Source organism: Paenibacillus profundus (assembly GCF_021369635.1).
Classification (GTDB): domain Bacteria; phylum Bacillota; class Bacilli; order Paenibacillales; family Paenibacillaceae; genus Paenibacillus_B; species Paenibacillus_B profundus.
In genome coordinates, this window is sequence record NZ_JAJNBZ010000031.1 from 42049 (window position 1) to 66006 (window position 23958).

A 23958-nucleotide genomic window follows, 5' to 3' on the forward strand; every position below is an offset into this window, starting at 1 on the left:
TTATCGTCTATTATCGTTTCGTTGCCCGATAGACGCGATATCCTTTATCCTTCGTTACCAACTCCACATTCTCTTCTCCGAACAACGTATGCAGCTTCGCCTCAGCTGACGGCGCCCCCTGCTTCTTCTGAATCACGATCCAGAGTGCTCCTTGTTCGTTCAATTGTTCATAGGACTGTTCGAAAATGCGATGGACGACTTCTTTGCCGGCCCGGATCGGAGGATTGGTCAAAATGACATCAAAACGCTCGCCGGCAAGTGCGGCCAATCCGTCACTTTCTTGAACCGTGACATTATGAATGCCGTTTTGCGCGGCATTTTCCTGTGCCAGCTGCAAGGCGCGTTCATTGACGTCAACCATCTTAACACATCCCTGCTGTGCCAAGCGAGCAGCCGTTAAACCAATAGGACCGTACCCGCAACCAACGTCAAGCACTTGTGCTCGTACGGGAATATCCATGCTATCAATCAATACGCGGCTTCCGTAGTCAACTCCGCCCTTCGAGAATACGCCTGCATCAGAAACGAACTGGAAGTTCATCCCGCGAAGCATCGCCCGCCACTGCTGACGGTCATGCGACGCATCCGGCTGTTTGCTGTAATAGTGTCCGTTCATTCCCTTACCTCCTAGCGAGTTACGCTCCAGCAGGTCAAAATCGCTGCCGTTCATTGGCTAAGATGCGCACCGAGGTCGTATCCTAGACAACAAACCCCTTGAATGGTCTTCAAGGGGTTCGCACTTCACAGAGCTGAAATTACTTCACTTCTACAGATGCGCCTGCTTCTTCGAGCTTCGCTTTCACAGCTTCTGCTTCTTCTTTGCTTACTTTTTCTTTCAATGGTTTCGGGCAGTTGTCTACCAAGTCTTTCGCTTCTTTCAGGCCAAGACCTGTGATTTCGCGAACAACTTTGATAACGTTGATTTTGGCAGCGCCAGGGCCGTTCAAAATTACGTCGAATTCTGTTTGCTCAGCTGCACCAGCATCGCCAGCGCCACCAGCCATAACTGCTACAGGAGCTGCAGCTGTTACGCCGAATTCTTCTTCGATTGCTTTAACAAGGTCGTTCAGTTCCAATACGGACATGCCTTTAATGGCTTCCAAGATTTGATCTTTGCTCATTGTTAAACCTCCATATTCGTGATTAATTATTAGATACTCGCGCAATACCCCATCTCGGGAACGCGATCATGATTACGCTTCGGCTTCGTTCTTCTCTGCGACTGCTTTGACAGCAAGTGCGAAGTTGCGCATTGGCGCTTGAAGCACGCTGAGCAACATGGACAGCAAACCTTCGCGGGATGGCAATTCTGCCAACGCTTTGATTTGAGCCACATCGACGACGCGGCCTTCTACCACGCCACCTTTGATCTCAAGTGCTTCGTTCTTCTTCGCAAAGTCGTTCAAAATCTTCGCAGGAGCTACTGCGTCTTCGCGGCTGAATGCGATTGCCGTTGGACCGGACAATACTTCGTCAAGTTCCGACAATTCCGCTGCTGCTGTCGCACGGCGAACCAATGTATTTTTCAATACTTGGAATTCAATGCCTGCTTCACGCAGTTGTTTGCGGAGCTCGGTAACTTGAGACACGTTCAAGCCACGGTAGTCGGCAACAACCGTTGTTGCGCTGCCACGCAATTTCTCAGCGATCACTTGCACTTCTTGCTGCTTCGCTTCGATTATTTTTGCGTTTGCCACTCAATCCACCTCCTACAAGTATCATTACTAACCGCATCCCGACCGTTCTGTTCTACCTACTTCAGCATAAGAAAAGCCTCTGCAGTTTACTACAGAGGCATCACGAAAAGGTCAGGTGCGCAGCCGCGTCAACGACGCACACCTTCGCACTCATTCTATTTCGAACACCTCGGTAGGAGATTAAGCCTTCCGGCACCTACTGTCTACGGTACGATTATTCAAATTTAGTTGCACACTGTCTCTCAGCAACTCTATCAGGATAGCACGAACGGTCGAATCACGTCAACCTCTTCCGTTACTTTCCAACAGAGGCCAGATTCTTCCCCTGAGGGAATCTATCTTAGCGGAATGTTGCAGTTTCAACGCGTGCTGCAGGTCCCATCGTCGAAGAAACAGCGATGTTTTTCATGTATACGCCTTTTGCCGCTGCCGGCTTAGCACGGTTCAATGCATCGATGAGAGCTTTAAAGTTATCATGCAACTTGTCTGCATCGAAGGACACTTTACCGATTGGCGCATGAATTTGGCCTGCTTTGTCCAGACGGTATTCGATTTTACCCGCTTTGATCTCTTGGATCGCTTTAGATACATCGAATGTAACCGTACCGGCTTTAGGGTTAGGCATCAGACCTTTACCACCGAGGATACGGCCCAATTTACCAACTTCACTCATCATGTCTGGTGTTGCTACGCAGACATCGAATTCGAACCAGCCTTGTTGAATTTTGTTGATCATATCTTGATCGCCTACAAAATCAGCGCCAGCTGCTTCTGCTTCTTTCGCTTTTTCGCCTTTTGCAAAGACGAGAACGCGTTTAGTCTTACCTGTACCGTGAGGAAGTACAACAACCCCACGAACGTTTTGGTCTTGTTTACGAGGGTCTACGCCCAGGCGAACAGCCACTTCAATCGTTTCGTCAAATTTAGCCGTAGCCGATTTTTTCACTAACTCAATAGCTTCCATCGACTGGTAAGTTGTGTCTTTATCGAACAACTTAGCGGCTTCAACGTATTTCTTGCCACGTTTTGCCATGTTATGTTTCCTCCTTTGTGGTATTAACGGTTAAACCTCCCACATGCGTCCAGAAAACTTGAATTAGTCTTCTACGACGATACCCATGCTGCGAGCCGTACCTTCAACCATACGCATAGCTGATTCAACAGTTGCCGCGTTCAGGTCAGGCATTTTTTGTTCTGCGATTTGACGAACAACGTCGCGTTTTACAGTCGCAACTTTGTTCTTGTTCGGTTCGCCGGAACCTTTTTCTACTTTCGTCGCTACTTTCAACAATACAGCAGCCGGCGGCGTCTTCGTAATGAACGTAAAGGAACGATCTTCGAACACAGTGATTTCGACAGGAATGATAAGACCTGCTTGGTCAGCTGTCTTCGCGTTGAACTCTTTACAGAACGCCATGATGTTAACCCCTGCTTGACCCAAAGCTGGACCTACCGGAGGCGCAGGATTTGCCTTTCCCGCTGGTATTTGCAACTTAACGATTTTAATGACTTTTTTCGCCACGTAGTACACCTCCTTGCGCTAATATGTGAGTTCAAAGCTTGCGCCCTCCCTCACAGCAGAAACCTGAAAAGATGTATTAAATCTTCTCCACTTGGTGGTAATCCAACTCAAGCGGGGTTTCTCTTCCAAACATGTTAACATGGACCTTCAACTTCTGCTTGTCCGTAATGATTTCTTCAACCGTACCGACAAAGTTAGCAAAAGGTCCGACCTTAATACGCACCGATTCCTTCAAGTCGAAATCGACTTTTGGCTTCGGCGCTTCCATTCCCATTGTCTTCAAGATTTGTTCAACCTCATCAGGCAACAGCGGGATAGGCTTTGAACCAGAACCAGTAGAACCGACAAAACCAGTGACCCCTGGCGTATTGCGAACAACATACCAAGACTCATCCGTCTGGATCATCTCTACCAAAACATAGCCAGGGTAAACTTTGCGCATGACGATCTTTTTCTTGCCGTCTTTGTTTACCACTTCTTCTTCCATTGGAACAAGAACTCGGAAAATTTTGTCTTCCATGCCCATGGATTCGACGCGCTTTTCCAAATTGGCCTTAACTTTGTTTTCATACCCCGAATAGGTATGAACAACGTACCATCTCTTTTCCATAACCAAGCCACCTTGGGACTTTATTAAATAATCGCTTCGACGATCGCGCTAATTCCGATGTCAAGGACCCAAAAATAAAGCGTCATAAAGACAACCGTGGCTAATACGACGATCGTATAGCTTGTCAATTCTTTACGATTGGGCCAGCGAACTTTTTTCAATTCGCCCCAGCTGTCGGCAAAGAAGGAAAACATTGAACCGAAACTACGTTTCAGATTCCCGAAGAAAGCCACGGACTACACCTCCATCTGACTTATCTTGTTTCGCGATGAGAAGTATGCTCGTTGCAGAACTTGCAGAATTTCTTCAACTCAATGCGGTCTGGGTGATTGCGTTTGTTCTTTGTTGTCGTGTAGTTGCGTTGTTTGCAGTTCGTGCAAGCCATCGTAACGATTACCCGCATATAGTACACCTCCTGAAGACACCTTAATGATAAGAAGCGTCGAATTTATCCCAAGGGGAAACAGTTTGTTCCCATTCCATAAGGAATAAAAACCGCCTCTCGAGCTGAATAAGACAGACTTATTCAGTAAAAACGTACGCATATTTAGGGCTACCTAAAACACTTTATCATAAGGGTCAAATCATGTCAACGAAAAGTATTGACGCTAGGGGGGGTTACGACCTCCACTCTATCATAACCGACAGCTGCATGCAAAAGGAATAATCTCGAATGTCGAAGTCTATACCAGTATGGTAGATTTTCAATCAATCTAAACCTGCGCCCTATCATCACCTTTTCACGATCGCGGCATTCCCGCTCCTTCACCAGTCAGAACCATTCCTTAATAGTAAAAAAAGCTTATTCCCTCACTCGTGAGGTGGATAAGCTCTTCATGGCATCTCTCTATCGTTCGCTATTCCTCATGTGCGCCATCGCGCAATTCCAAATACCGCTCCAGCTTGCGCTTCACACGCTGCAGAGCATTATCAATGGATTTGACATGACGATCTAGATCGACGGCAATCTCCTGATAGGATCGTCCGTCCAAATAAAGCATTAACACTTTGCGTTCCAAATCGCTCAGTATCTCGGACATCTTGTCTTCAAGTCCGACAAACTCTTCTTGATTAATAATGAGCTCTTCCGGGTCCGATACACGCGAACCCCCGATAATGTCCAGCAACGTCCGGTCCGAATCTTCATCGTAAATCGGCTTGTCCAAGGAAACGTATGAATTTAAAGGGATATGTTTCTGACGCGTCGCGGTCTTGATCGCGGTAATGATCTGTCTTGTGATGCACAGTTCGGCAAACGCCTTGAATGAAGCCAACTTGTCACCTTTAAAATCCCGAATCGACTTGTATAGGCCGATCATACCCTCTTGTACAATATCTTCACGGTCAGCCCCGATCAAAAAATAAGAGCGTGCCTTCGCCCGTACGAAATTGCGGTATTTGTTAATTAAGTATTCAAGCGCTTCACTGTCCCCATCACGAACCGCGTCGACTAGCTGTTCATCCGTCAACCGATCGTATGAGGAGGCGCTTAATACTCTGAGGTCAACACTCACTAGCAATCCCTCCGGCCTGCAACGCAATCCACTGTTACATCACAAATGATAGATTCAGTATATATGAATCTATCTAACACCGTCAACCAAGTGAAGCCTTATCCAGAGCGGAATCCAAGGTATTTCACAAATAAAGAGACAATCGCTTGGAAAAAAGATACCAAAATCCGTACTGGGCGAACATCTCTTCTCTCGATTCTAGCGCGTGTTCAAAAAAACTGCTTTTCAACCTCTGCTAGTCTTTCTCGCCGCGGCGCATCCGTTCCAGCTTCAACAGTTGATCCAGACTCAGCTTCCCTTCCAACGGATTGCGTTTGATCGGCTGCGATGCATGCTCCCGAATACGAGACTGCACTTCTTGTCTTGCCTGCTCAATGATGAGCCGAAGCTCCCGCGCAGAGACACGAAGCGCACCCTGCCCGAAGGTGACGCGCTGCTCCGTCATGTCGGAGGTGGCAACATAGATTTGACGGCGGCGATGCGTCAGTTCCTTTACGAGACGTTCAATGCATTCATCCGCCGTTTCTTTTTCTTTTGTAAAATAAACCGTCATATTCCCCTGCTTGTATTTCATCCCGAGACCGGGAACGCGATACGCGTCGAACACGGCAATGACTTTTCGCCCCGAATAAGCTTGATAATCCGCAAGCATGTGCAGCAGCCGATCCCGCGCTTCTTCCAATCGGTTATCCGCAAGCTGCGACAATTCCGGCCATGCCCCAATCATATTGTAACCATCGACCAAGAGCACATCGCGCCAATCCTGCCGTTCCATGTTCCGCAGCCTCAGCCGCGGCGCCGGCGCACAACCTCATACATAAAGATGCCAGCGGCTACCGACGCGTTTAGCGAATTGATTTGCCCTGCCATTGGCAATGTACAGAGAACATCACACGTTTCACGGATAAGACGACCCATGCCTTTGTTCTCGTTGCCAATTACAAGCGCAACCGGAAGTGTGAACACATCCGCATCGTATATTTCCTGCGTCGCCGATACGTCTGTACCGACAATCCACACGCCGCGCTCTTTCAGCTGTTCCATTGTCTGTGTCAAGTTCGTGACGCGGGCAACCGGCACATATTCGACTGCCCCTGCCGATGTCTTCGATACCGTAGCGGTAAGTCCAACCGAGCGACGCTTCGGAATGATAACACCGTGAACTCCCGTACAATCCGCCGTACGCAAAATCGAGCCCAAGTTATGCGGGTCTTCGATTTCGTCCAGCAACAGCAAAAAAGGAACTTCCCCTTTGGCCTCGGCCCGGGCGAGAATATCTTCCACTTCCACATAATCATAAGCAGCGACTTGTGCGACAACACCTTGATGCTGTACGCCTTCGACCATCTGGTCCAGCTTACGCTTGTCCACCGTCTGAATGACGACTCCCACTTTCTTCGCTTCGGCGATGATAGGCAGGGTCAAATGCTTCTGCGCATTATCCGCAATCCATATCTTGTTGATGGTGCGCCCAGATTTGAGCGCTTCGGTAACCGAGTGTTTCCCGGCGATAAATTCTTCATGCATGCGTGTAATGGCCTCCCGTTATGTGTAGCTTCGTGTATTGCATCCGTGCTCCACCCGTTATTTATTGTCGTGCTCCGCTTCATGGGCGTGAACGATCATATTCACCAGTTGGCGCATGCGATCATGCTGCCCGCTGAAATATAAATAGCCGAACAACGCTTCCAGCGCTGTTGCCTGTCGGTACTCGCTCACATCGGCACTTTTCGGCACGCTCGACTTCGTATTCCGCCCTTGGCGCACGACATCGGCTTCCTCTTCCGTCAAGAAGGAGGCGATGCTGCCGAGAAAGCGAGCCTGTGCTTTCGCAGACACATAGCTTATTACTTCTCGGTGCAAATGATTAGGGCGATGATTCGGCTTCGATATCAAATATTGACGTATCGCTGCTTCGTAGATGGCATCGCCCATATAAGCGAGCACGATCGGGTTCAACTGCTTCGCTTGCTTGGATGGAGCGAAGGGGAAGAGCAAATGTTGCGGCTCCCCTTGTCCCGTGCTCGCTTCGTCTATCTCATGCCGTGCTTGTTCATCCTTGTTCATGGCGCTGTTATTCGCTCCTTTGCCTCCGGACGCCGGTTGTTCGTCTCTCTTCATTTGCGACGCCAACGTACGCCTTGCGGCGTGTCCTCCAGCAATATTCCTTGAGCTGTCAGCAAATCGCGAATCTCATCGGCGCGCGCCCAGTTTTTAGCTTTGCGCGCATCATTGCGTTCTTGAATGAGTTGGTCCACTTCTTCGTCAAGCAGCTCATCCTCCTGATCCATCACGAGGCCGAGCACATCATTCATCGCTTCGAACGCATCGAGCAGCGCTTGCAAATTGCCGGTCTGCTGCGCTCCTTGGGCACCCTGCTGCAAGTAGGTGTTAGCCTCGCTTGCCCATTCGAACATGGCCGTAATGGCATCAGCCGTGTTGAAGTCATCCCGCATCTTCGCATCGAACGTGTCAAGGATGCCGGCCAGCTTCGCCTGCAGCGTGTCATCGGGCTCCTGTTCATGCACCGCTTCCGCACCCGCTCCGTTCGTCACCATCTGCAGAGCATGCTGCACATTCGCCATCGCATTGGCAATCCGGCTCACGCTCTTCTCCGCCTGCACCATTGCCTCTTCGCTGAAGTTAAGCGGATTGCGATAGTGCGTCGCCAGCATGAAATAGCGGAGCGCCGCCGGTTGATACTGCTTGCGCAAATCTTTGACAAGCACGCCGTTGCCGAGCGACTTCGACATTTTCTCATTATTAATATGAATATACCCGTTATGCATCCATACATTCGCCAGTGGCTTGCCGGTGATGGACTCCGATTGCGCCACCTCGCACTCGTGGTGCGGGAATTGTAAATCCTGGCCCCCGCCGTGTATATCCAGCGTCTCACCCAAATATTTGCGCGCCATCGCGGAGCATTCGATATGCCAGCCTGGACGGCCATCGCCCCACGGACTCGGCCAGGAGATTTCTCCAGGCTTTGCCGCCTTCCAGAGTACGAAATCTTCAGGGTTCTCTTTGCGCTCATCCACTTCAATTCGAATGCCGAGTTGAAGTTCTTCAATATTTTGATGAGACAGCTTCCCATAATCATGAAATTTCTTCGTGTGGAAATAGACGTCTCCGCCGGATTCATATGCGAAGCCACGCTCCACCAATTCAGCGATGTAGGCGGTGATTTCCGACATATTGTCCATTACGCGCGGGTTCTGCGAAGCACGGCGGACGCCAATCCCGTCGATATCTTCATAAAAGGCTTGGATAAAGCGATCAGCGACCTCCGGCACGGTAGATCCAAGTTCCGCCGCTTTGCGAATTAGCCTATCGTCCACATCCGTGAAGTTGACGACATAGTTCACATTATAGCCAAGCGTCTCCAAATAACGGCGGACCACGTCAAAGAAAATCTGCGGACGCGCATTGCCGATATGAATATAATCGTATACGGTCGGACCGCATACATACATGTTCACCTTATCCGGGTGTATCGAGATGAACGGCTCTTTGCGGCGCGTCATCGTATTATAAATGTGCAGCGTCATGGGTGCGCTAACCTCCTACATTAATCTCGTTTCGCTTTATTTTTTGATTACATTGGCTTCAACAAGCCGTTCCGCGGCGTCTTCGTTCTCTTTTGGCTGTTTACTGGCTGCGTCCGGGTCTCCTGCTTGATCATCGACTTGATCACCAGCAATATTTCTTGGCTTGGAAGGCTTGCATAGTTGCAATTCGGCTTTCAGCACATCGATCTCGCCTTGCAAGCTGCGCAGCATATCGATGACTGGGTCAGGCAATTGGGCATGATTCAGACGGTCAATGCGAATGCCGTCCTGCTTCACGATTCGCCCTGGTATACCGACTACGGTACAGTTCGGCGGAACTTCCCGCAATACGACTGAATTGGCCCCAATGCTGGAATTGTCTCCAACCTTGAACGAGCCGAGCACCTTGGCACCGGAAGAAATGACTACGTTGTTCCCGATCGTGGGGTGCCGCTTTCCTTTTTCTTTCCCTGTCCCTCCAAGGGTAACCCCTTGGTAGATGACGACATCGTCTCCGATTTCACACGTTTCACCGATTACGACCCCCATCCCATGGTCGATGAACAGACGGTTCCCTATGCGGGCACCTGGATGTATCTCAATTCCGGTCACGAAGCGGCTCGCCTGCGAAATGATACGGGCCACCGTAAACCAACGGTGCCGGTACAACCAATGAGCGATTAGATGCGCCCATATCGCATGCAGTCCAGAATAAGTGAAAATGACTTCAAACCGGCTTCTTGCCGCAGGGTCGTTATCGAACACCGCTCGCACATCAGATTGCATTCGTCGAATGATACGCCACATGACCCGTCCCCCCCGGAACTTCCTAAAAGTGGTGAACCTCTAAAATAAAAACGCCTCTGCAGCATGATGCTGCAGAGGCGCGATGCGCGGTTCCACTCTGCTTGGATAACGTTACATCCAGACCAGACGGCCTCATTCCCTCGAATTCACCTGGAATCTGGCCGCAATCGCGGTCTGTAAACTGTAACAGCTATCCCACTCAACGTTCAGTAACGCGAACGACACGCCATCTCCTACCCATAGCTCTTCAAGCACGCTCAGAGACGAAGCTTCCGGGTGCAACGCATCAGCATCGAACCGGAACGACTCTCAGCCTGCAAGAACATGATGCGCATGTCCTTGACCGTTCGTTCTCTCTGTACGCTTCTTAATTGCCAATGCTTTCCCGTTCAACGCTTTTCCTTACTCGTATTATATCGTATAGTATAGCGGATGTGCAGCGCAGCTGACAATAAGGGCTTCTCGTCCGATGTTGCCAGACTGCTACGCCAGCTGACGCAGACGTTTGAATACTTTGGCTTGGCCAAGCAGGACAATCGTCTCGTTCAGGTCGCGGCCATGCATTTGGCCCGATACCGCCACACGGACAGGCATGAACAATCCTTTGCCTTTGGCGCTCGTTTCTTTCTGAACTTCCTTCATCGCCGCTTTGACCGTATCGACATCCCATGATGCGGCGGCTTCCAGCTTCTGAAGCAAAGCGCTCAGCACGGCGGGAACTTGCGGTTCTTCCAGGACTGGCTTCGCTTCTTCGTCGACGACAAGCTCGTCACGGAAGAACAGTTCAGACAGTTCCACGATGTCGGAAGCGCAGTTCATCTGCTCTTGATACAGCTTGATAAGGGATGTCGCCCACGCGAGCTGCTCTTCGTTCAAGCTCTCCGGCAGTCGACCCGCTTGCTGCAGATGCGGTATGGAGAGTGCCGCGATGCGCTCTATGTCTGCTTTCTTCATATACATATTATTGATATGCGTCAATTTATTCGTATCGAATACCGCAGGACTCTTCGATAAGCGATTCGCATCAAAAATCGAAATCAGCTCATCGAGCGAGAACAGCTCTTCTTCACCTTTCGGAGACCAGCCGAGAAGCGCAATGAAGTTGCAGATGGCTTCCGGCAGATAGCCGAGCTGCTCGTACTGTTCGATAAACTGGATAATCGACTCGTCGCGCTTGCTGAGCTTCTTGTGGTTCTCATTGACGATAAGCGTCATATGACCAAATACCGGCGCTTCCCAGCCGAACGCCTCGTAAACCATCAGTTGGCGCAATGTATTCGTAATATGATCTTCACCGCGCAGGACGTGCGATATACGCATTAAATAATCGTCGAGCACGACCGCGAAGTTGTACGTCGGAATACCGTCTTTCTTCACGATGACCCAATCACCCGTCGTGTCGGACTCGAAGGTAATATCGCCCTTTACAAGGTCGTCAAACGTATAAGAGCGGCCTTCCGGAACGCGGAAACGAATGCTCGCTTGGCGGCCTTCCGCTTCAAGACGCGCATGGTCCTCTGCGGATAATCCACAGCATTTGCCCGAATATTTCGGTGTTTCCCCGCGGGCGGTTTGCGCCTCCCGCTCCGCTTCAAGCTCCTGCTCCGTGCAGTAACAGCGATAAGCCCAATCGCGCTCAAGCAGCTCATTCACATATTTATTGTATATATCCAGACGCTCGGTCTGACGATATGGGCCGTAATCGCCACCCACATCGATGCTTTCATCCCAATCCATGCCAAGCCATTTCATGTACTTGAATTGATTCTCTTCTCCGCCTTCCACGTTGCGCTTCACGTCCGTGTCTTCGATACGAACGATGAATTTCCCGCCATGGTGACGTGCGAACAAATAATTGAACAGTGCTGTACGTGCATTTCCGATATGTAAGTGTCCCGTTGGACTTGGTGCATAACGAACACGAATGTCTTTATTCATGATAGCTTCCCTCACACCGATTATTTTAGTCTACCTTTTAGAGGTGGTTCAAAAATTCCCCTTTTGAATACTCACTTTTAGTTATACCATATCTTTAAAGAGGCAGACAACCGCCTGAGCGGCAATTCCCTCGCTTCTTCCCGTAAAGCCAAGCTGTTCCGTCGTTGTCGCTTTCACGTTCACCTGCGACTCATCCGCTTCCAATATGCGTGCGATATTCGCAACCATGGCCGGTATGTGCGGCAGCATCTTCGGCTTCTGCGCAATAATGGTGCAATCCACGTTGCCAAGCCGGTAGCCCCGCTCCTTCGCGAACGCCCAGACATGTTCCATCAGCTTCACGCTGTCCGCGTCTTTGTATGCCGGATCCGTGTCTGGAAAATGCTTCCCAATGTCGCCGAGACCCAAGGCTCCGAGGACGGCGTCACTTACCGTATGCAGAAGCACGTCGGCGTCCGAATGCCCCAACAGACCTTTTTCATATGGAATATGTACGCCGCCGATGATGCACGGACGTCCTTCCACCAATTGATGCACATCGAATCCCTGTCCTACTCGTATCACGAATTCTCCCTCTCCCTTACCGTGTTATTGATTCCGCAACATCCACCAGGCCGCCCAATCCAGATCGTCCGGTGTCGTAAGCTTGATGTTCGTGTAATCCCCTTCCACGACATGAACTGGAACGCCCATGCGCTCCACGAGCATCGCGTCGTCCGTCCCGATGAATCCCTCCAGCTCCGCCTGCTCATGGGCGGACATACATATGGAAAGACGAAAAGCCTGTGGGGTCTGAATCGCCCACAAGCTGCGTCGGTCCGGCGTTGCCGTTATGACGCCATCCCCATTCACCTGCTTTATCGTATCTTTCACCGGTACGGCCAATACGCACGCCTCATGCTCCCGGGCCGTGGTAAAGCATGCCTTCACCTTGCCTGGGTCCACAAAAGGCCGTACGCCATCGTGAATCAATACATAATCCAAGCCGCGTGCCTGCAGCGCCTGCAGCCCTGCATACACCGAGTGCTGCCGTTCCTTGCCGCCGGCTACGATATCGCGGACTTTATCCAGTCCATATTCACGTACCCAATCTTCACAGCGGAGCATGTCCTGCGCTGACGTCACCCAAGCGATCGTCTCGCATTCAGGCATCGCTTGAAACCGCTCCACCGTATGTACAATTACCGGCTTGTCCAGCAGCCGTAAATATTGCTTGCTCTCCTCGGTGCCCATACGCGTGCCTTTGCCGGCAGCCACGATCACCACTCCAAAGCCTTGTTCCATCCCTGTTAACCCTCCATGATGGTGCTACCCCCATCATACCTGTTTATTGGGCTTTTTCCAACAGTTTTGGCTTGGCAAAAATCATGCGTCCCGCTGACGTCTGCAGCACGCTCGTTACGAGCACTTCCATCGTCATGCCGATGTAGTCGCGCCCGCCCTCAACCACGATCATCGTACCATCATCCAGATAGGCGACACCCTGACCGTGTTCCTTGCCGTCTTTGATTACTTGCACGACAATCTCTTCGCCAGGCAGTACGACCGGCTTCACCGCATTGGCAAGGTCGTTAATGTTCAACACAGACACGCCCTGCAGCTCGCACACTTTATTCAAGTTGAAGTCATTGGTGACGACTTTGCCCTTCAACAGCTTGGCAAGCTTGACGAGCTTGCTGTCCACTTCGGAGATCTCATCGAAGTCACCTTCATAAATCAGCACCTTGACCTCAAGTTCCTTCTGAATCTTATTTAAAATATCCAATCCCCGACGTCCGCGATTTCGTTTTAACAAATCCGAAGAGTCCGCGATATGCTGAAGCTCTTCAAGCACGAATTCTGGAATGACAATCGTCCCTTCGATAAATCCCGTCTTGCAAATATCCGCTATACGGCCGTCAATAATGACGCTCGTGTCCAATATTTTGTGTTCCTCATAACGGTATTCAGATTCTTCTTCACTGCTGCGTTCCAACCATTTGAACGAAGAGAGCCACAATCCCATATCTTCCTGTTTGAGCAGCGCAATTTGCATGCCTGCACACCCGCTCGCTATCGCGATAATAACCGATGCCATATGCCCCACGCTCCCGAATTGCCCCAAGAGTGGTGTGATGAGCGAAGCAAAACATAGACCGAGCAGTGTACCTGCTGCACCCGTCACCAATATTCCCGTGGACATCTCCGCAATTCGTTCTCGCCCTGTATTCCAAATACGTGACAATGGCATAAAGAGTGCACGACCTACTACATAAAAGCAAAATGCCCCGCCAAACGCCCATAACAAGCGGACAGAAGAGAACCCTTGATTCATTACCGCGGCAAATTCCATCGTCTGTGTATACCAATAATGTTGCAGCTCCAACCCGCTCCAAGCGCCAATCAGTCCAGCCAATCCTAGAAATATTCGTTTAAACACAAACGTCCACCTCCTTACTCTATTTGGATTTCCTTACAATTATGGCCCAACGAAATGGCTCCTAATCCTCGAATTCTGAATTTTATCGCGGTGCCGAGTTGATAAATGGGAATTCCTAGTCGTATAATGTTCTTGAAAACGTTATGCGTAACAAGCGATCTCGTGCGACGCTTGCACCGTTGCACTATTCCAAGAATAGAGGTGGATGGAAATGAGCACTCCCAGTTTGCAAGCGCTTCAAGATCAGGTAGCTGATTTACTGCTAAGACACCGGAGCCTATTGGACATTCTCTCCAAATACGGTCAGTCCGACGCCTCGGTGAACCGCGCCGTGACCAAAGCCATTACCGAATGCGGATGCTTGGAGCTGCATGCCACGCGGCAGCCATATTGCGCTGATATGGATGTTGATCAAGCGAAGCAGAGCATGGAAAGCCACGTCCAAGGATATTTGTGCGACAATTGCAAAGACGTCGTGAAGAGCGAGCTTGGTAAGCACCTTTTCTACATGTCCGCCCTTTGCAACCTGCTCGACATCGAGCTGGATGATGTCGTGAAGCAGGAATCGAGCAAATGCTCTACGCTTGGTATTTTTAATTTGTCTTAACGTCAGGGGGCAACAATACTTGCTACTAAGCTATTATAGAGCCGAGGGCGGGTATCTGCGCTGCACACAGGGCAGCTTGGATAACCGTTCTCGGCTTTTTTATGCCAAAAAGCCGGTATCCCTGTTGGATACCGGCTCAGTATAAACAACAACAGCACTTGACGCTAAAGGGATACTGTCCCTTTAGCGTTAAGTGCTGTATCGTTAATTAGGTTAGGAATGTTTCGATTGGTACCATTCTTCCGCATCTCTTTGCTTCTTGCGACGTCTATTCAGCATTCTAACGTTTTTTTTTAAGCCAAGGAGAGCATATAGCACCAAGGGAACAAATATGAGCTTCGGTGTCTGCTCTGGCTTCCAAAATGCAATCGCAGCGGATCCCGCGATGACGATAGGCGTAATCCAAATCGCTTTCTTCGGAATGCCAACCTTCTTGAAATTCGGATATTTCACAGTGCTTACCATCAAATAAGACAAAAGGAGCATGGCGATAATCAAGTAAGCTCCGGGAATGGTCTCATGAAATAGCGCAAGCGTACAAGCAACGCCGCCTGCAGCCGGAATAGGCAAACCGATGAAATAGCCCGGAATCCCATCCTTAACGTTAAATCGAGCCAAGCGAAGCGCACCGCAAATTGGAAATATGGCCGTTACAATCCAGGCAAGCGCCGAGTTCATTTCGCTAAATGCCACCACATACATAATGAATGCCGGGGCCACGCCGAACGAAATAACGTCGGACAAAGAGTCCAGCTCTTTGCCGAATTCACTCTGCGCATTCAATGCCCGTGCTACCCGACCATCAAGACCGTCAAGCAGCATGGCGATAATAACCATAAGAGCGGCTTTGCTGTAGTCGTCGTGAAACGCAAGCATAATGGATATAATTCCGAGAAACAAGTTGCCGATCGTAAACAAGCTCGGAATAGACTTTATAATCATAGGTTCACCTCTAATTTTACTATGCCCAACGTTCGTGTTTTCATTGTTGGAAAATCAAATCTGCCTGTCAATGAAAACCTGCTCTTGAATGCGTTTGAGTCCTTCCTTAATAGTGCGTGCACGCACTTCACCGATGCCGTCCACTTCATCCAGTTCCTCAATGGTAGCCATCATGACGTGCGGCAGGAACTCGAATGTCTCCACTAAGTTATGAGTGATGACGTTCGGGAGTCTCGGGATTTTACTTAAGACGCGATAGCCGCGCGGTGAAATGGACTCATCTTGAATCGCGCTTGTCGTCGGATACCCCAACACGCGAATCAGGTGATGGGTATCGAGCAGTTCATCCGCGGTGCATTTTTTCAGTTGGGCAAAAATTTCGCGGATCTTCTCATCACTCTCATCCCGGGCGTAATCCTTCACGAGCAGCCAAGCATCTTCTTCGGTGTTGCTTACCAGTTCCTCCAGCTGCATGCTAATGAGACGTCCTTCGGTACCCAATTCATTGATGTAACGCTTTATCTCCATTTTAATACGTAATACCATTTCAATACGTTGCACAACGTTAACAACATCGGCCAAAGTCACCAGTTCTTCGAACTCGGAAGCCGTCAAATTGGTCATGCCTTGTACGAGTACCGCCTTATATTTCTCCAGCGTCTGAATCGCTTGGTTCGCTTTCGTCAATATGACGCCAATCTCCTTCAGCGCATAGCGAAGGCTGCCTTGGTATAGCGTAATGATGTTGCGGCGCTGGGAGATAGACACGACGAGCTTACCGGTCTGCTTCGCAACACGCTCCGCGGTACGGTGCCGAATCCCCGTCTCTGTCGACGGTATGGATGAATCCGGAATGAGCTGTGTATTTGCATAAAGGATTCGCTTAATGTCCTCGCTTAAAATGATGGCGCCGTCCATCTTGGCAAGCTCATACAAATAGCTGGGCGAAAAATCGCAATTAATTGAAAATCCGCCATCAACGACTTCCATTACTTCTGGACTGTAGCCGACGACAATAAGAGCGCCTGTCTTTGCACGCAATACGTTCTCTAACCCTTCACGGAATGGGGTACCCGGCGCAACCATCCTCAGTAGGTCATTCATTATATCTAGCTGGCTTTCCTTCATTCTTTGTCTATGCCCCCTAACCTAGCGCCGCAGTTAATGCTTCAGCAACCGTATTTACACCGATAATATCAATATGATCAGGCGGTTTCCACCCCCGCAAACTACTCTCTGGTAAAATAATTCGCTTAAATCCGAGTTTCTCTGCTTCTTTCACCCTTTGTTCCGCGCGCGAGACGGCGCGCACTTCTCCTGTCAAGCCAACTTCACCGAATACGACATCATACGGCTGTGTCGGCATATCGCGAAAGCTTGAAGCAATGGCGACGGCCATAGCCAAATCCACCGCCGGCTCATCCAGCTTCAAGCCACCCGCTACATTCACATATGCATCTTGATTCTGCAAAAACATTCCCATGCGCTTCTCCAGCACCGCAATGATAAGCGACAGCCGCTGATGATCAATCCCCGTCGACATGCGACGCGGGGAAGGGAAATTGGTAGCTGATACGAGAGCCTGCATCTCCACCAGCACCGGCCGCGTCCCCTCCAAGCTGGCCACGACCGTAGAGCCGGCTACACCGAGCGGCCGTTCCTGCAGGAACATTTCGGAAGGATTCTTCACTTCCACCAATCCGCCTTCGGTCATCTCGAATATGCCGATTTCATTCGTGGAGCCGAACCGATTCTTGACCGCACGCAATATACGATAAGAATGGTGCCGCTCCCCTTCAAAGTAGAGCACGCAATCCACCATATGCTCCAGAAGGCGAGGGCCTGCAATAGCCCCTTCCTTCGTCACGTGGCCGACCAGCACCGTTGCAATTCCTCTGCCTTTAGCGATGCGCATAAAAGTGCTTGTGCATTCGCGCACTTGTGCCACGCTGCCCGGAGCGGATTCAACTGACGGCTGAAACACCGTCTGAATCGAGTCGATGACGAGAAAGTCGGGCTTCATTGCGTCAATCGCTTCTTCGATATATTGTAGATTCGTCTCGCTTAAGACGAACAAACGCTCAGACAGCACACCTAACCGATCTGCTCTAAGCTTCGTCTGCCGCATCGATTCCTCGCCAGACACGTACAATACCTTCAGCCCGCTGGTCGCGAGCGCATTCGAGGTCTGCAAGAGCAGTGTGGATTTCCCGATACCCGGGTCCCCGCCGACTAAGATAAGGGAACCCGGAACGACTCCGCCGCCCAAGACACGATTCAGTTCGCTTAGTGTCGTCGTTAATCGAGGTTCGCGTCCACTCTCTATATGTATGATCGATTGCGGCTTTTCTTTCGTTTGAATCAAGGAAGTATGGACTCCTGCAGTCTTCACGACGGTTTCACGTTCCTCGACCATCGTATTCCACTCGCTGCAGCCCGGACACTTCCCCATCCACTTTGGAGACTCATAGCCGCACTCGCTACAATAAAATTTCGTTTTTACTTTGGCCATATCAGCCGACACTCCTAATTGATAATCACGGACTCAATCCATGGTATACTAAAGTTCGTTGTTGATACTCATTGTATCGGAGTAAACCAATTGATTTATTACCCACCTCGTTCAAGTTTACCATTTTTAAGGAGCGGGATAAAGGGATTTAGCAATTGAGGTAGGAAAGATGAGGAAAATGTACGAATAGCCTGAGTATTCACTCTTGTTAACGTGGTTCCCCCCTTTATGAGGCGACATATTATCCCATAAGAAAACCAGACCATGAAGCGGAAGCCTGACATCATGTTCTTTGTCTAAGAACAAAACCGCATAAAAAAACGCACCCCTTGCTTATCGCAAGAGATGCGCCTGTGGCATTACCGATTATGCATTCGTTGTTGCAGCCGGAGTTTCCGTATTGCGCAGTACAACAAGTTCGCCGTCCTTCTCGTCTATAAGCACCGCATCGCCCTTGATGATTTGACCTCTCAGCAGCTCCTCGGACAATCTGTCCTCAATGTGCTTCTGAATGGCACGGCGCAGCGGACGCGCTCCATAAGCCGGGTCGTAGCCCTCTTTTGCCAAGAATGCTTTGGCGTTGTCAGTAAGTTGAAAATCGATGTCTTGTTCCTTCAGACGCTTGCGCAGTTCATCTGCCATCAGTGTGACGATTTCGGCAATGTGCTTCTCATCAAGCGAATGGAAAACGATGATTTCGTCGATCCGGTTCAAAAATTCCGGACGGAAGTTCTTCTTCAATTCCGCCATCACTTTATCTTTCATGTTGTTGTAATCACGGCTCGTGTCGTTCGCAGCTGTGAATCCGAGCGTTGAATTGCGCTTAATTGCTTCGGCGCCGACGTTCGACGTCAATATAATGAGTGTGTTGCGGAAGTCCACCACGCGTCCTTTGGAATCGGTCAGACGGCCGTCTTCCAACACTTGCAGCAATATATTGAACACTTCTGGGTGAGCCTTCTCAATCTCATCCAACAGGACGACAGAGTATGGCTTACGGCGTACTTTCTCAGTCAGCTGGCCGCCTTCCTCGTAGCCGACGTATCCTGGAGGCGCCCCTACCAGACGCGCTGTTGAGTGCTTCTCCATATATTCGGACATATCGATGCGGATAACCGCATTATCATCACCGAAGAGCGATTCCGCAAGCGCACGCGCCAGCTCCGTCTTCCCTACCCCAGTAGGGCCGAGGAAGATGAAGGAGCCCATTGGACGCTTCGGATCTTTCAGACCTGCACGAGCGCGGCGAATAGCACGGCTGACCGCCTTGACTGCCTCGTCTTGCCCGATAACACGTTCATGCAATATTTCTTCCATATTGAGCAGGCGTTCGCTTTCCTCCTCTTTCAGCTTCAACACCGGTATGCCGGTCCAGCTGGCTACGATCTGAGCGATGTCTTCCGGCGTAACCTCGGAGTCCATGCGTCCCTGCTTCTCTTTCCATTGATTGCGTACCGTCTCCAGCTCTTCGCGCATCTTCTGCTCTGTATCGCGCAGCGCGGCTGCTTTCTCGAATTCCTGACTCTGAACAGACGCATCCTTCTCTTTGCGGATGTCCTCCAAGCGGGCTTCGAGCTCTTTCAAGTTAGGCGGTACCGTGTATGAATGAAGGCGTACTTTCGAGCTGGCCTCATCAATCAGGTCAATCGCTTTATCCGGCAGGAAGCGGTCGGTAATGTAGCGGTCTGACAGCTTCACTGCTTGGTCAATCGCTTCGTCCGTAATTTTGACGCGATGGTGCGCTTCGTAACGATCGCGCAGCCCTTTTAGAATTTGAACCGTTTCTTCCGGCGTCGGCTGATCCACCGTAATTGGCTGGAAGCGGCGTTCTAAGGCAGCATCTTTTTCAATATATTTGCGGTATTCATCCAACGTCGTCGCACCGATACATTGCAGCTCCCCGCGTGCCAGCGCCGGCTTCAAGATGTTTGAAGCGTCAATTGCTCCTTCGGCACCGCCAGCGCCAATCAGCGTATGCAGTTCATCAATGAACAGGATGATATTCCCGGCTTGGCGAATTTCGTCCATAATCTTTTTCAGCCGATCCTCGAACTCACCACGGTATTTCGTGCCAGCGACGACCGAGCCCATATCAAGTGTCATGACGCGCTTGTCACGGAGCGTCTCTGGAATTTCATTATTAATAATCTTCTGGGCCAAGCCTTCGGCAACGGCCGTCTTCCCGACGCCTGGTTCTCCGATTAATACCGGATTATTCTTCGTCCGGCGGCTTAGCACTTGAATGACGCGTTCAATCTCCTTGCTGCGGCCAATGACCGGGTCTAGGTTGCCTTCCTTCGCAATCGCCGTCAAATCGCGTGCCAAGCTGTCCAGCGTCGGTGTGCTCACATTCTGCGATTGGCCGTGATGGCTCGATACCGCTTCGCTGCTGCCGAGCAACTGCAGCACTTGCTGACGCGCTTTGTTCAGGCTGATGCCCAAGTTGTTCAACACGCGTGCTGCTACCCCCTCGCCCTCACGAATCAGGCCGAGCAAAATATGCTCTGTTCCGACATACGTGTGGCCAAGCTTGCGCGCTTCGTCCATGGACAGCTCAATGACTTTCTTTGCCCGAGGCGTATAGGCGATATTGGTCGGCTGTTCTTGACCGCGCCCGATTAGCGATTCGACTTCGTCTTGAATCTTCTCCAGACCAAGGCCGAGCGCAACTAAAGCTTTTGCGGCAATGCCTTCCCCTTCACGAATGAGGCCGAGCAAAATATGCTCTGTTCCGATATTATTGTGTCCTAAGCGGACCGCTTCTTCCTGTGCCAAAGCCAATACTTTTTGTGCACGTTCTGTAAATCTTCCGAACATCATCGTCTAAGCACCTCCATAAACTTTATGATTTGGATTTGGATTTCGATAACGTCTCCCGAATCAATCTCGCCCGATACACGTCCCGTTCATCGGTTGGCAGCGATTTGTTGTATATATGCTGCAAAAATCCCGGTTGTGTCATGACAAGCAATTCGTTTAATTCAGATGAGTGAATATGGTTTAGAATGTTCAAATCCGAGCCGAGACGAATATCGGACAGCCGTTGCGCCGCTTCCTTCGAATCCATGATAGCCGCGTGCTTCATAATGCCGTAAGACCGGCATACACGGTCTGTCAGTCGTGTCCGACTATCCGTCAGCAGGAGCTCACGCGCCGCCTTCTCATGCTCGATAATTTGCTTCACTACGCTGTACAGATTATCGATAATCTCGGTTTCAGATTGACCGAGCGTAATCTGGTTCGAGATCTGGAACAGGTTGCCGATCGCTTCGCTTCCTTCCCCGTATATACCCCGAACAGCCAAGCCTACTTGTGTAACCGCCTGAAGGATGCGGTTAATTTGCTGTGTCATCACAAGAGCTGGCAAATGCATCATGACCGACGCCCGAATTCCGGTACCGACATTCGTCGGACACGAGGTAAGGTAACCGCGCTTCTCGTCGAAGGCATAATCGACATGTGATTCGAACACGTCATCGATGCGGCTCGCTTGTTCCCACGCCTCACGAATTTGTAACCCCGGATACAGGCATTGAATCCGCAGATGGTCTTCTTCATTAATCATAATGCTAATCGATTCGTCATCGCTTAATATGACGACTCCGTTACGCGACTCGTTAGCCAGACTCGGAGAGATTAAATGTTTCTCCACCAGCACCTGCTTCTCGGTGTCGTTCATTTCCACAAGCGAAAACTTCTGAAAATGATTGATCGCTGCAAATTCAGGTTCATCCACAACCGCCGTCAAATGGGTATGCACTTCAGCCGACTGCTGGTTCGTCGCCAGCAGCGGGAACGGCAGTCCGCTCAAGTTCCGTGCTACACGGATACGACTGCTGATGACGATATCGGAGTCTGGACCCGTACCGCGCATCCAGTCACTAAGCGCTTGCTCCATAAATCGTCTCCCTGCCATCTCGCCATCTCCTTCCATTTCATTCGTTCAATTCCCATTATTTATGTGCACGAGACTAACCGTTATGTTCCGCAGCACCAGGCGGATTCTTCTCCAAGTCCCGGATGCGATCACGCAGCTTGGCCGCTTGTTCGAATTCCTCATTCATGATGCTGAGCTGCAGCTGCTTCTTTAAATCTTCTAATTCGCGCTTACGTTGAATTCTTCCTCCGCCACGCTTCGGAATTTTGCCGATGTGAACAGTATTGCCGTGAACTCGCTTCAGCAATGGATCCAAGCGGTCGCCAAAGAAGGAGTAGCATTCATCACACCCGAAACGGCCGAGCTTGCTGAATTGCGAATAAGTAAGTCCGCAATTCTCACATCGCGTCGCCTGTGGCTTGTTAGCATGAGCAGTACCGCTTGTACCCGAATCACCGCCTGACAGATCAAAGTCAAGCAATCCAGAAAGCAAGTTATGAATGGAGAAGCCGTTAGACGTGCCAGGAATCCATTCGCCCTTCTCCCGGGCACATGATTCGCAAATATGGAATTCCGTCTTTTGCCCGTTAATGATTTTGGTAAAATGCAAGGTGGCTGGTTTCTGACTGCATTGTTGACAGATCATATCCGTTTCTCCTCCTTTATAGGTGACATATTCAACCTTATATATACATCGGTCGATCTATTTGCTAAGCAGAGCCAGCAGCATGGCCCGCAGCAGCCTAGCACGCAATTCATCGCGGTAAGGAAGCTTAATCGGCAAGTTGTCGCGCGATACAGCAGCCCTCAATAAATTCGCTTCCCGGCGGGAGATAAATTCTGCTTCTTCCAGTTGATAAATGAGCCCCTCTGCCGCCGACTGACTGATTAGCTCTCCAATAGATTCGCACAGATGATTGTGGATACCTTCATGTTCCGGCAAATCGACGCGTTGAATGCGGATGTATCCGCCGCCTCCCCGCTTGCTTTCCACGACGTAACCTTTTTCTAAGGTGAACCTTGTGCTGATAACGTAATTGATTTGCGAAGGCACACATGAAAATTGCTCCGCCAAATCATTTCGTTGAATTTCTACAGCGCCTTCCGTGCTCTCCACTAACATATGCTTTAAATAATGTTCAATCAAGTCGGAAATATTGCGCATCTTCTCCCTCCTTTCCGCACGCTTCTATATTAGGTTTAACCAATTTTGACGGTACCTTATTCGACTTTTCCTAACTATTTGACTTTTTGCGCTTTATTCTGACTTTGACTTTCTTTGACTTTACGTTTATTATAGCGGAATTTTTTTGCTTTGCCAATACTTTATTTTCATTTTTTTGTCCTCCATTGTATGCTGCGTGCGGAAAGAGTTCAGGTGCTCATATACCGAACATTTTTAATTCATACTGCAAAAGTCAAAAATGTGTATATTTCGTGACTTCTCCACAGAGCGTGGATAAGCTGGGGATGAATATGTATATAAAGATATATTTTCGTATATCTTATCTAGATAGATTGTTGATAAATACTTTATAGTGTATACGATTTGCGAAGTTAATACTTCTTTGTGATAGATTGTGGATAGACATCATATAATGCGAGAGCTCTTATACGTTTACTGATTGAGTCGATGGTCAGTAGTACATAATTGTTCATAAGTAGGCAAAAAAGTGGGGATTGACGAGGTAAAGACAATGGAGTCAGTAACCTCTAACACAGTCTATAGCTCTATGATCAGTTCAGTTTGTTAGTTATTCGAGTGGAGAATATGGTCATTGTTGATATCATTAAATACAATGTGGATAGAATGGCATAAATCAGAGGGATATCATATGGGGAAGGCATTGGCTCTGTGGATAAGTTGTGGACAAGACAAAAAACCACTAACATAATGTCAGTGGTTTGTCTGCTTGGCAACGTCCTACTCTCCCGGGACCCTGCGGTCCAAGTACCATCGGC

General features: G+C 49.8%; 26 protein-coding genes and 1 other annotated feature. Of the genes, 1 reads left to right on the forward strand and 25 read right to left on the reverse strand.

From position 1 onward, the window contains the following. Positions 1-10: 10 nt before the first annotated feature. The 18 genes from LQV63_RS25155 to LQV63_RS25240 form a co-directional block, all read right to left on the reverse strand. Complete coding sequence (locus LQV63_RS25155) at positions 11-616, reverse strand: class I SAM-dependent methyltransferase (RefSeq protein WP_233698718.1); 606 nt, start codon at positions 614-616, stop codon at positions 11-13. 139 nt (positions 617-755) lie between these two features. Further along, positions 756-1121 (reverse strand): 50S ribosomal protein L7/L12, encoded by a 366-nt coding sequence (gene rplL, locus LQV63_RS25160; RefSeq protein WP_019420686.1) that lies wholly within the window; start codon positions 1119-1121, stop codon positions 756-758. Positions 1122-1193: 72 nt separating this feature from the next. Further along, positions 1194-1697, reverse strand: a complete 504-nt coding sequence (rplJ, locus tag LQV63_RS25165; RefSeq protein ID WP_019420685.1) for a 50S ribosomal protein L10 — start codon at positions 1695-1697, stop codon at positions 1194-1196. 60 nt (positions 1698-1757) lie between these two features. After that, positions 1758-1924 (reverse strand) — a sequence feature (ribosomal protein L10 leader region). Positions 1925-2037: 113 nt separating this feature from the next. Beyond that, positions 2038-2730: a 50S ribosomal protein L1 gene (gene rplA, locus LQV63_RS25170; RefSeq protein ID WP_233698719.1), complete on the reverse strand. Its 693-nt coding sequence runs from the start codon at positions 2728-2730 to the stop codon at positions 2038-2040. A gap of 63 nt (positions 2731-2793) precedes the next feature. Then, positions 2794-3219, reverse strand: a complete 426-nt coding sequence (gene rplK, locus LQV63_RS25175; protein WP_233698720.1) for a 50S ribosomal protein L11 — start codon at positions 3217-3219, stop codon at positions 2794-2796. 76 nt (positions 3220-3295) lie between these two features. Beyond that, entirely contained in the window at positions 3296-3829 is a 534-nt protein-coding gene (gene nusG, locus LQV63_RS25180) for a transcription termination/antitermination protein NusG (RefSeq protein ID WP_019420682.1), read from the reverse strand. Positions 3830-3852: 23 nt separating this feature from the next. Beyond that, positions 3853-4044 (reverse strand): preprotein translocase subunit SecE, encoded by a 192-nt coding sequence (secE, locus tag LQV63_RS25185; protein WP_026010982.1) that lies wholly within the window; start codon positions 4042-4044, stop codon positions 3853-3855. 38 nt (positions 4045-4082) lie between these two features. Beyond that, entirely contained in the window at positions 4083-4232 is a 150-nt protein-coding gene (gene rpmG / locus LQV63_RS25190; protein WP_019420680.1) for a 50S ribosomal protein L33, read from the reverse strand. A gap of 454 nt (positions 4233-4686) precedes the next feature. Further along, on the reverse strand, positions 4687-5343 hold the full coding sequence (gene sigH, locus LQV63_RS25195; RefSeq protein ID WP_019420679.1) for an RNA polymerase sporulation sigma factor SigH: 657 nt from the start codon (positions 5341-5343) through the stop codon (positions 4687-4689). Between the two features lie 235 nt (positions 5344-5578). After that, a complete protein-coding gene (locus LQV63_RS25200; protein WP_019420678.1) occupies positions 5579-6118 on the reverse strand; it encodes an NYN domain-containing protein in 540 nt (179 codons plus the stop codon). Between the two features lie 11 nt (positions 6119-6129). Beyond that, positions 6130-6870 carry a 23S rRNA (guanosine(2251)-2'-O)-methyltransferase RlmB gene (gene rlmB / locus LQV63_RS25205; protein ID WP_019420677.1) on the reverse strand — a complete coding sequence of 247 codons (741 nt, stop codon included), beginning with the start codon at positions 6868-6870 and terminating at the stop codon, positions 6130-6132. A gap of 57 nt (positions 6871-6927) precedes the next feature. Next, positions 6928-7464, reverse strand: coding sequence for a Mini-ribonuclease 3 (locus LQV63_RS25210; protein WP_233698721.1), 537 nt, complete (start codon positions 7462-7464; stop codon positions 6928-6930). Continuing rightward, positions 7461-8894 carry a cysteine--tRNA ligase gene (cysS, locus tag LQV63_RS25215; RefSeq protein ID WP_233698722.1) on the reverse strand — a complete coding sequence of 478 codons (1434 nt, stop codon included), beginning with the start codon at positions 8892-8894 and terminating at the stop codon, positions 7461-7463. Before cysS ends, LQV63_RS25210 begins: the two co-directional genes overlap by 4 nt. A gap of 36 nt (positions 8895-8930) precedes the next feature. Beyond that, complete coding sequence (gene cysE, locus LQV63_RS25220) at positions 8931-9701, reverse strand: serine O-acetyltransferase (protein ID WP_233698723.1); 771 nt, start codon at positions 9699-9701, stop codon at positions 8931-8933. A 483-nt stretch (positions 9702-10184) separates the two neighbouring features. Next, positions 10185-11639, reverse strand: a complete 1455-nt coding sequence (gene gltX, locus LQV63_RS25225) for a glutamate--tRNA ligase (RefSeq protein ID WP_233698724.1) — start codon at positions 11637-11639, stop codon at positions 10185-10187. A gap of 81 nt (positions 11640-11720) precedes the next feature. Further along, positions 11721-12203: a 2-C-methyl-D-erythritol 2,4-cyclodiphosphate synthase gene (ispF, locus tag LQV63_RS25230; protein WP_019420672.1), complete on the reverse strand. Its 483-nt coding sequence runs from the start codon at positions 12201-12203 to the stop codon at positions 11721-11723. A 24-nt stretch (positions 12204-12227) separates the two neighbouring features. After that, positions 12228-12923, reverse strand: a complete 696-nt coding sequence (gene ispD / locus LQV63_RS25235) for a 2-C-methyl-D-erythritol 4-phosphate cytidylyltransferase (protein WP_233698725.1) — start codon at positions 12921-12923, stop codon at positions 12228-12230. Between the two features lie 43 nt (positions 12924-12966). Beyond that, positions 12967-14058, reverse strand: coding sequence for a PIN/TRAM domain-containing protein (locus LQV63_RS25240; RefSeq protein ID WP_019420670.1), 1092 nt, complete (start codon positions 14056-14058; stop codon positions 12967-12969). A gap of 211 nt (positions 14059-14269) precedes the next feature. Between LQV63_RS25240 and LQV63_RS25245 the strand changes: the two genes are divergently transcribed. Further along, positions 14270-14665 carry a nucleoside triphosphate pyrophosphohydrolase family protein gene (locus LQV63_RS25245; RefSeq protein WP_019420669.1) on the forward strand — a complete coding sequence of 132 codons (396 nt, stop codon included), beginning with the start codon at positions 14270-14272 and terminating at the stop codon, positions 14663-14665. A gap of 213 nt (positions 14666-14878) precedes the next feature. Here LQV63_RS25245 and pssA read toward each other — a convergent pair whose 3' ends face one another. From pssA to LQV63_RS25280, 7 genes are all read right to left on the reverse strand, one after another. After that, complete coding sequence (gene pssA, locus LQV63_RS25250) at positions 14879-15607, reverse strand: CDP-diacylglycerol--serine O-phosphatidyltransferase (RefSeq protein ID WP_019420668.1); 729 nt, start codon at positions 15605-15607, stop codon at positions 14879-14881. Positions 15608-15661: 54 nt separating this feature from the next. After that, on the reverse strand, positions 15662-16735 hold the full coding sequence (disA, locus tag LQV63_RS25255; RefSeq protein WP_019420667.1) for a DNA integrity scanning diadenylate cyclase DisA: 1074 nt from the start codon (positions 16733-16735) through the stop codon (positions 15662-15664). 16 nt (positions 16736-16751) lie between these two features. Further along, entirely contained in the window at positions 16752-18119 is a 1368-nt protein-coding gene (radA, locus tag LQV63_RS25260; protein WP_233698726.1) for a DNA repair protein RadA, read from the reverse strand. A gap of 366 nt (positions 18120-18485) precedes the next feature. Then, positions 18486-20939: an ATP-dependent protease ATP-binding subunit ClpC gene (clpC, locus tag LQV63_RS25265; RefSeq protein WP_233698727.1), complete on the reverse strand. Its 2454-nt coding sequence runs from the start codon at positions 20937-20939 to the stop codon at positions 18486-18488. Between the two features lie 22 nt (positions 20940-20961). Beyond that, entirely contained in the window at positions 20962-22035 is a 1074-nt protein-coding gene (locus LQV63_RS25270) for a protein arginine kinase (RefSeq protein WP_019420664.1), read from the reverse strand. 55 nt (positions 22036-22090) lie between these two features. Beyond that, the gene (locus tag LQV63_RS25275; protein WP_233698728.1) at positions 22091-22642 is read right to left on the reverse strand and encodes a UvrB/UvrC motif-containing protein; all 552 of its coding nucleotides are present in this window, start codon (positions 22640-22642) and stop codon (positions 22091-22093) included. Positions 22643-22699: 57 nt separating this feature from the next. Then, a complete protein-coding gene (locus LQV63_RS25280; RefSeq protein ID WP_019420662.1) occupies positions 22700-23161 on the reverse strand; it encodes a CtsR family transcriptional regulator in 462 nt (153 codons plus the stop codon). Positions 23162-23958 lie beyond the last annotated feature (797 nt).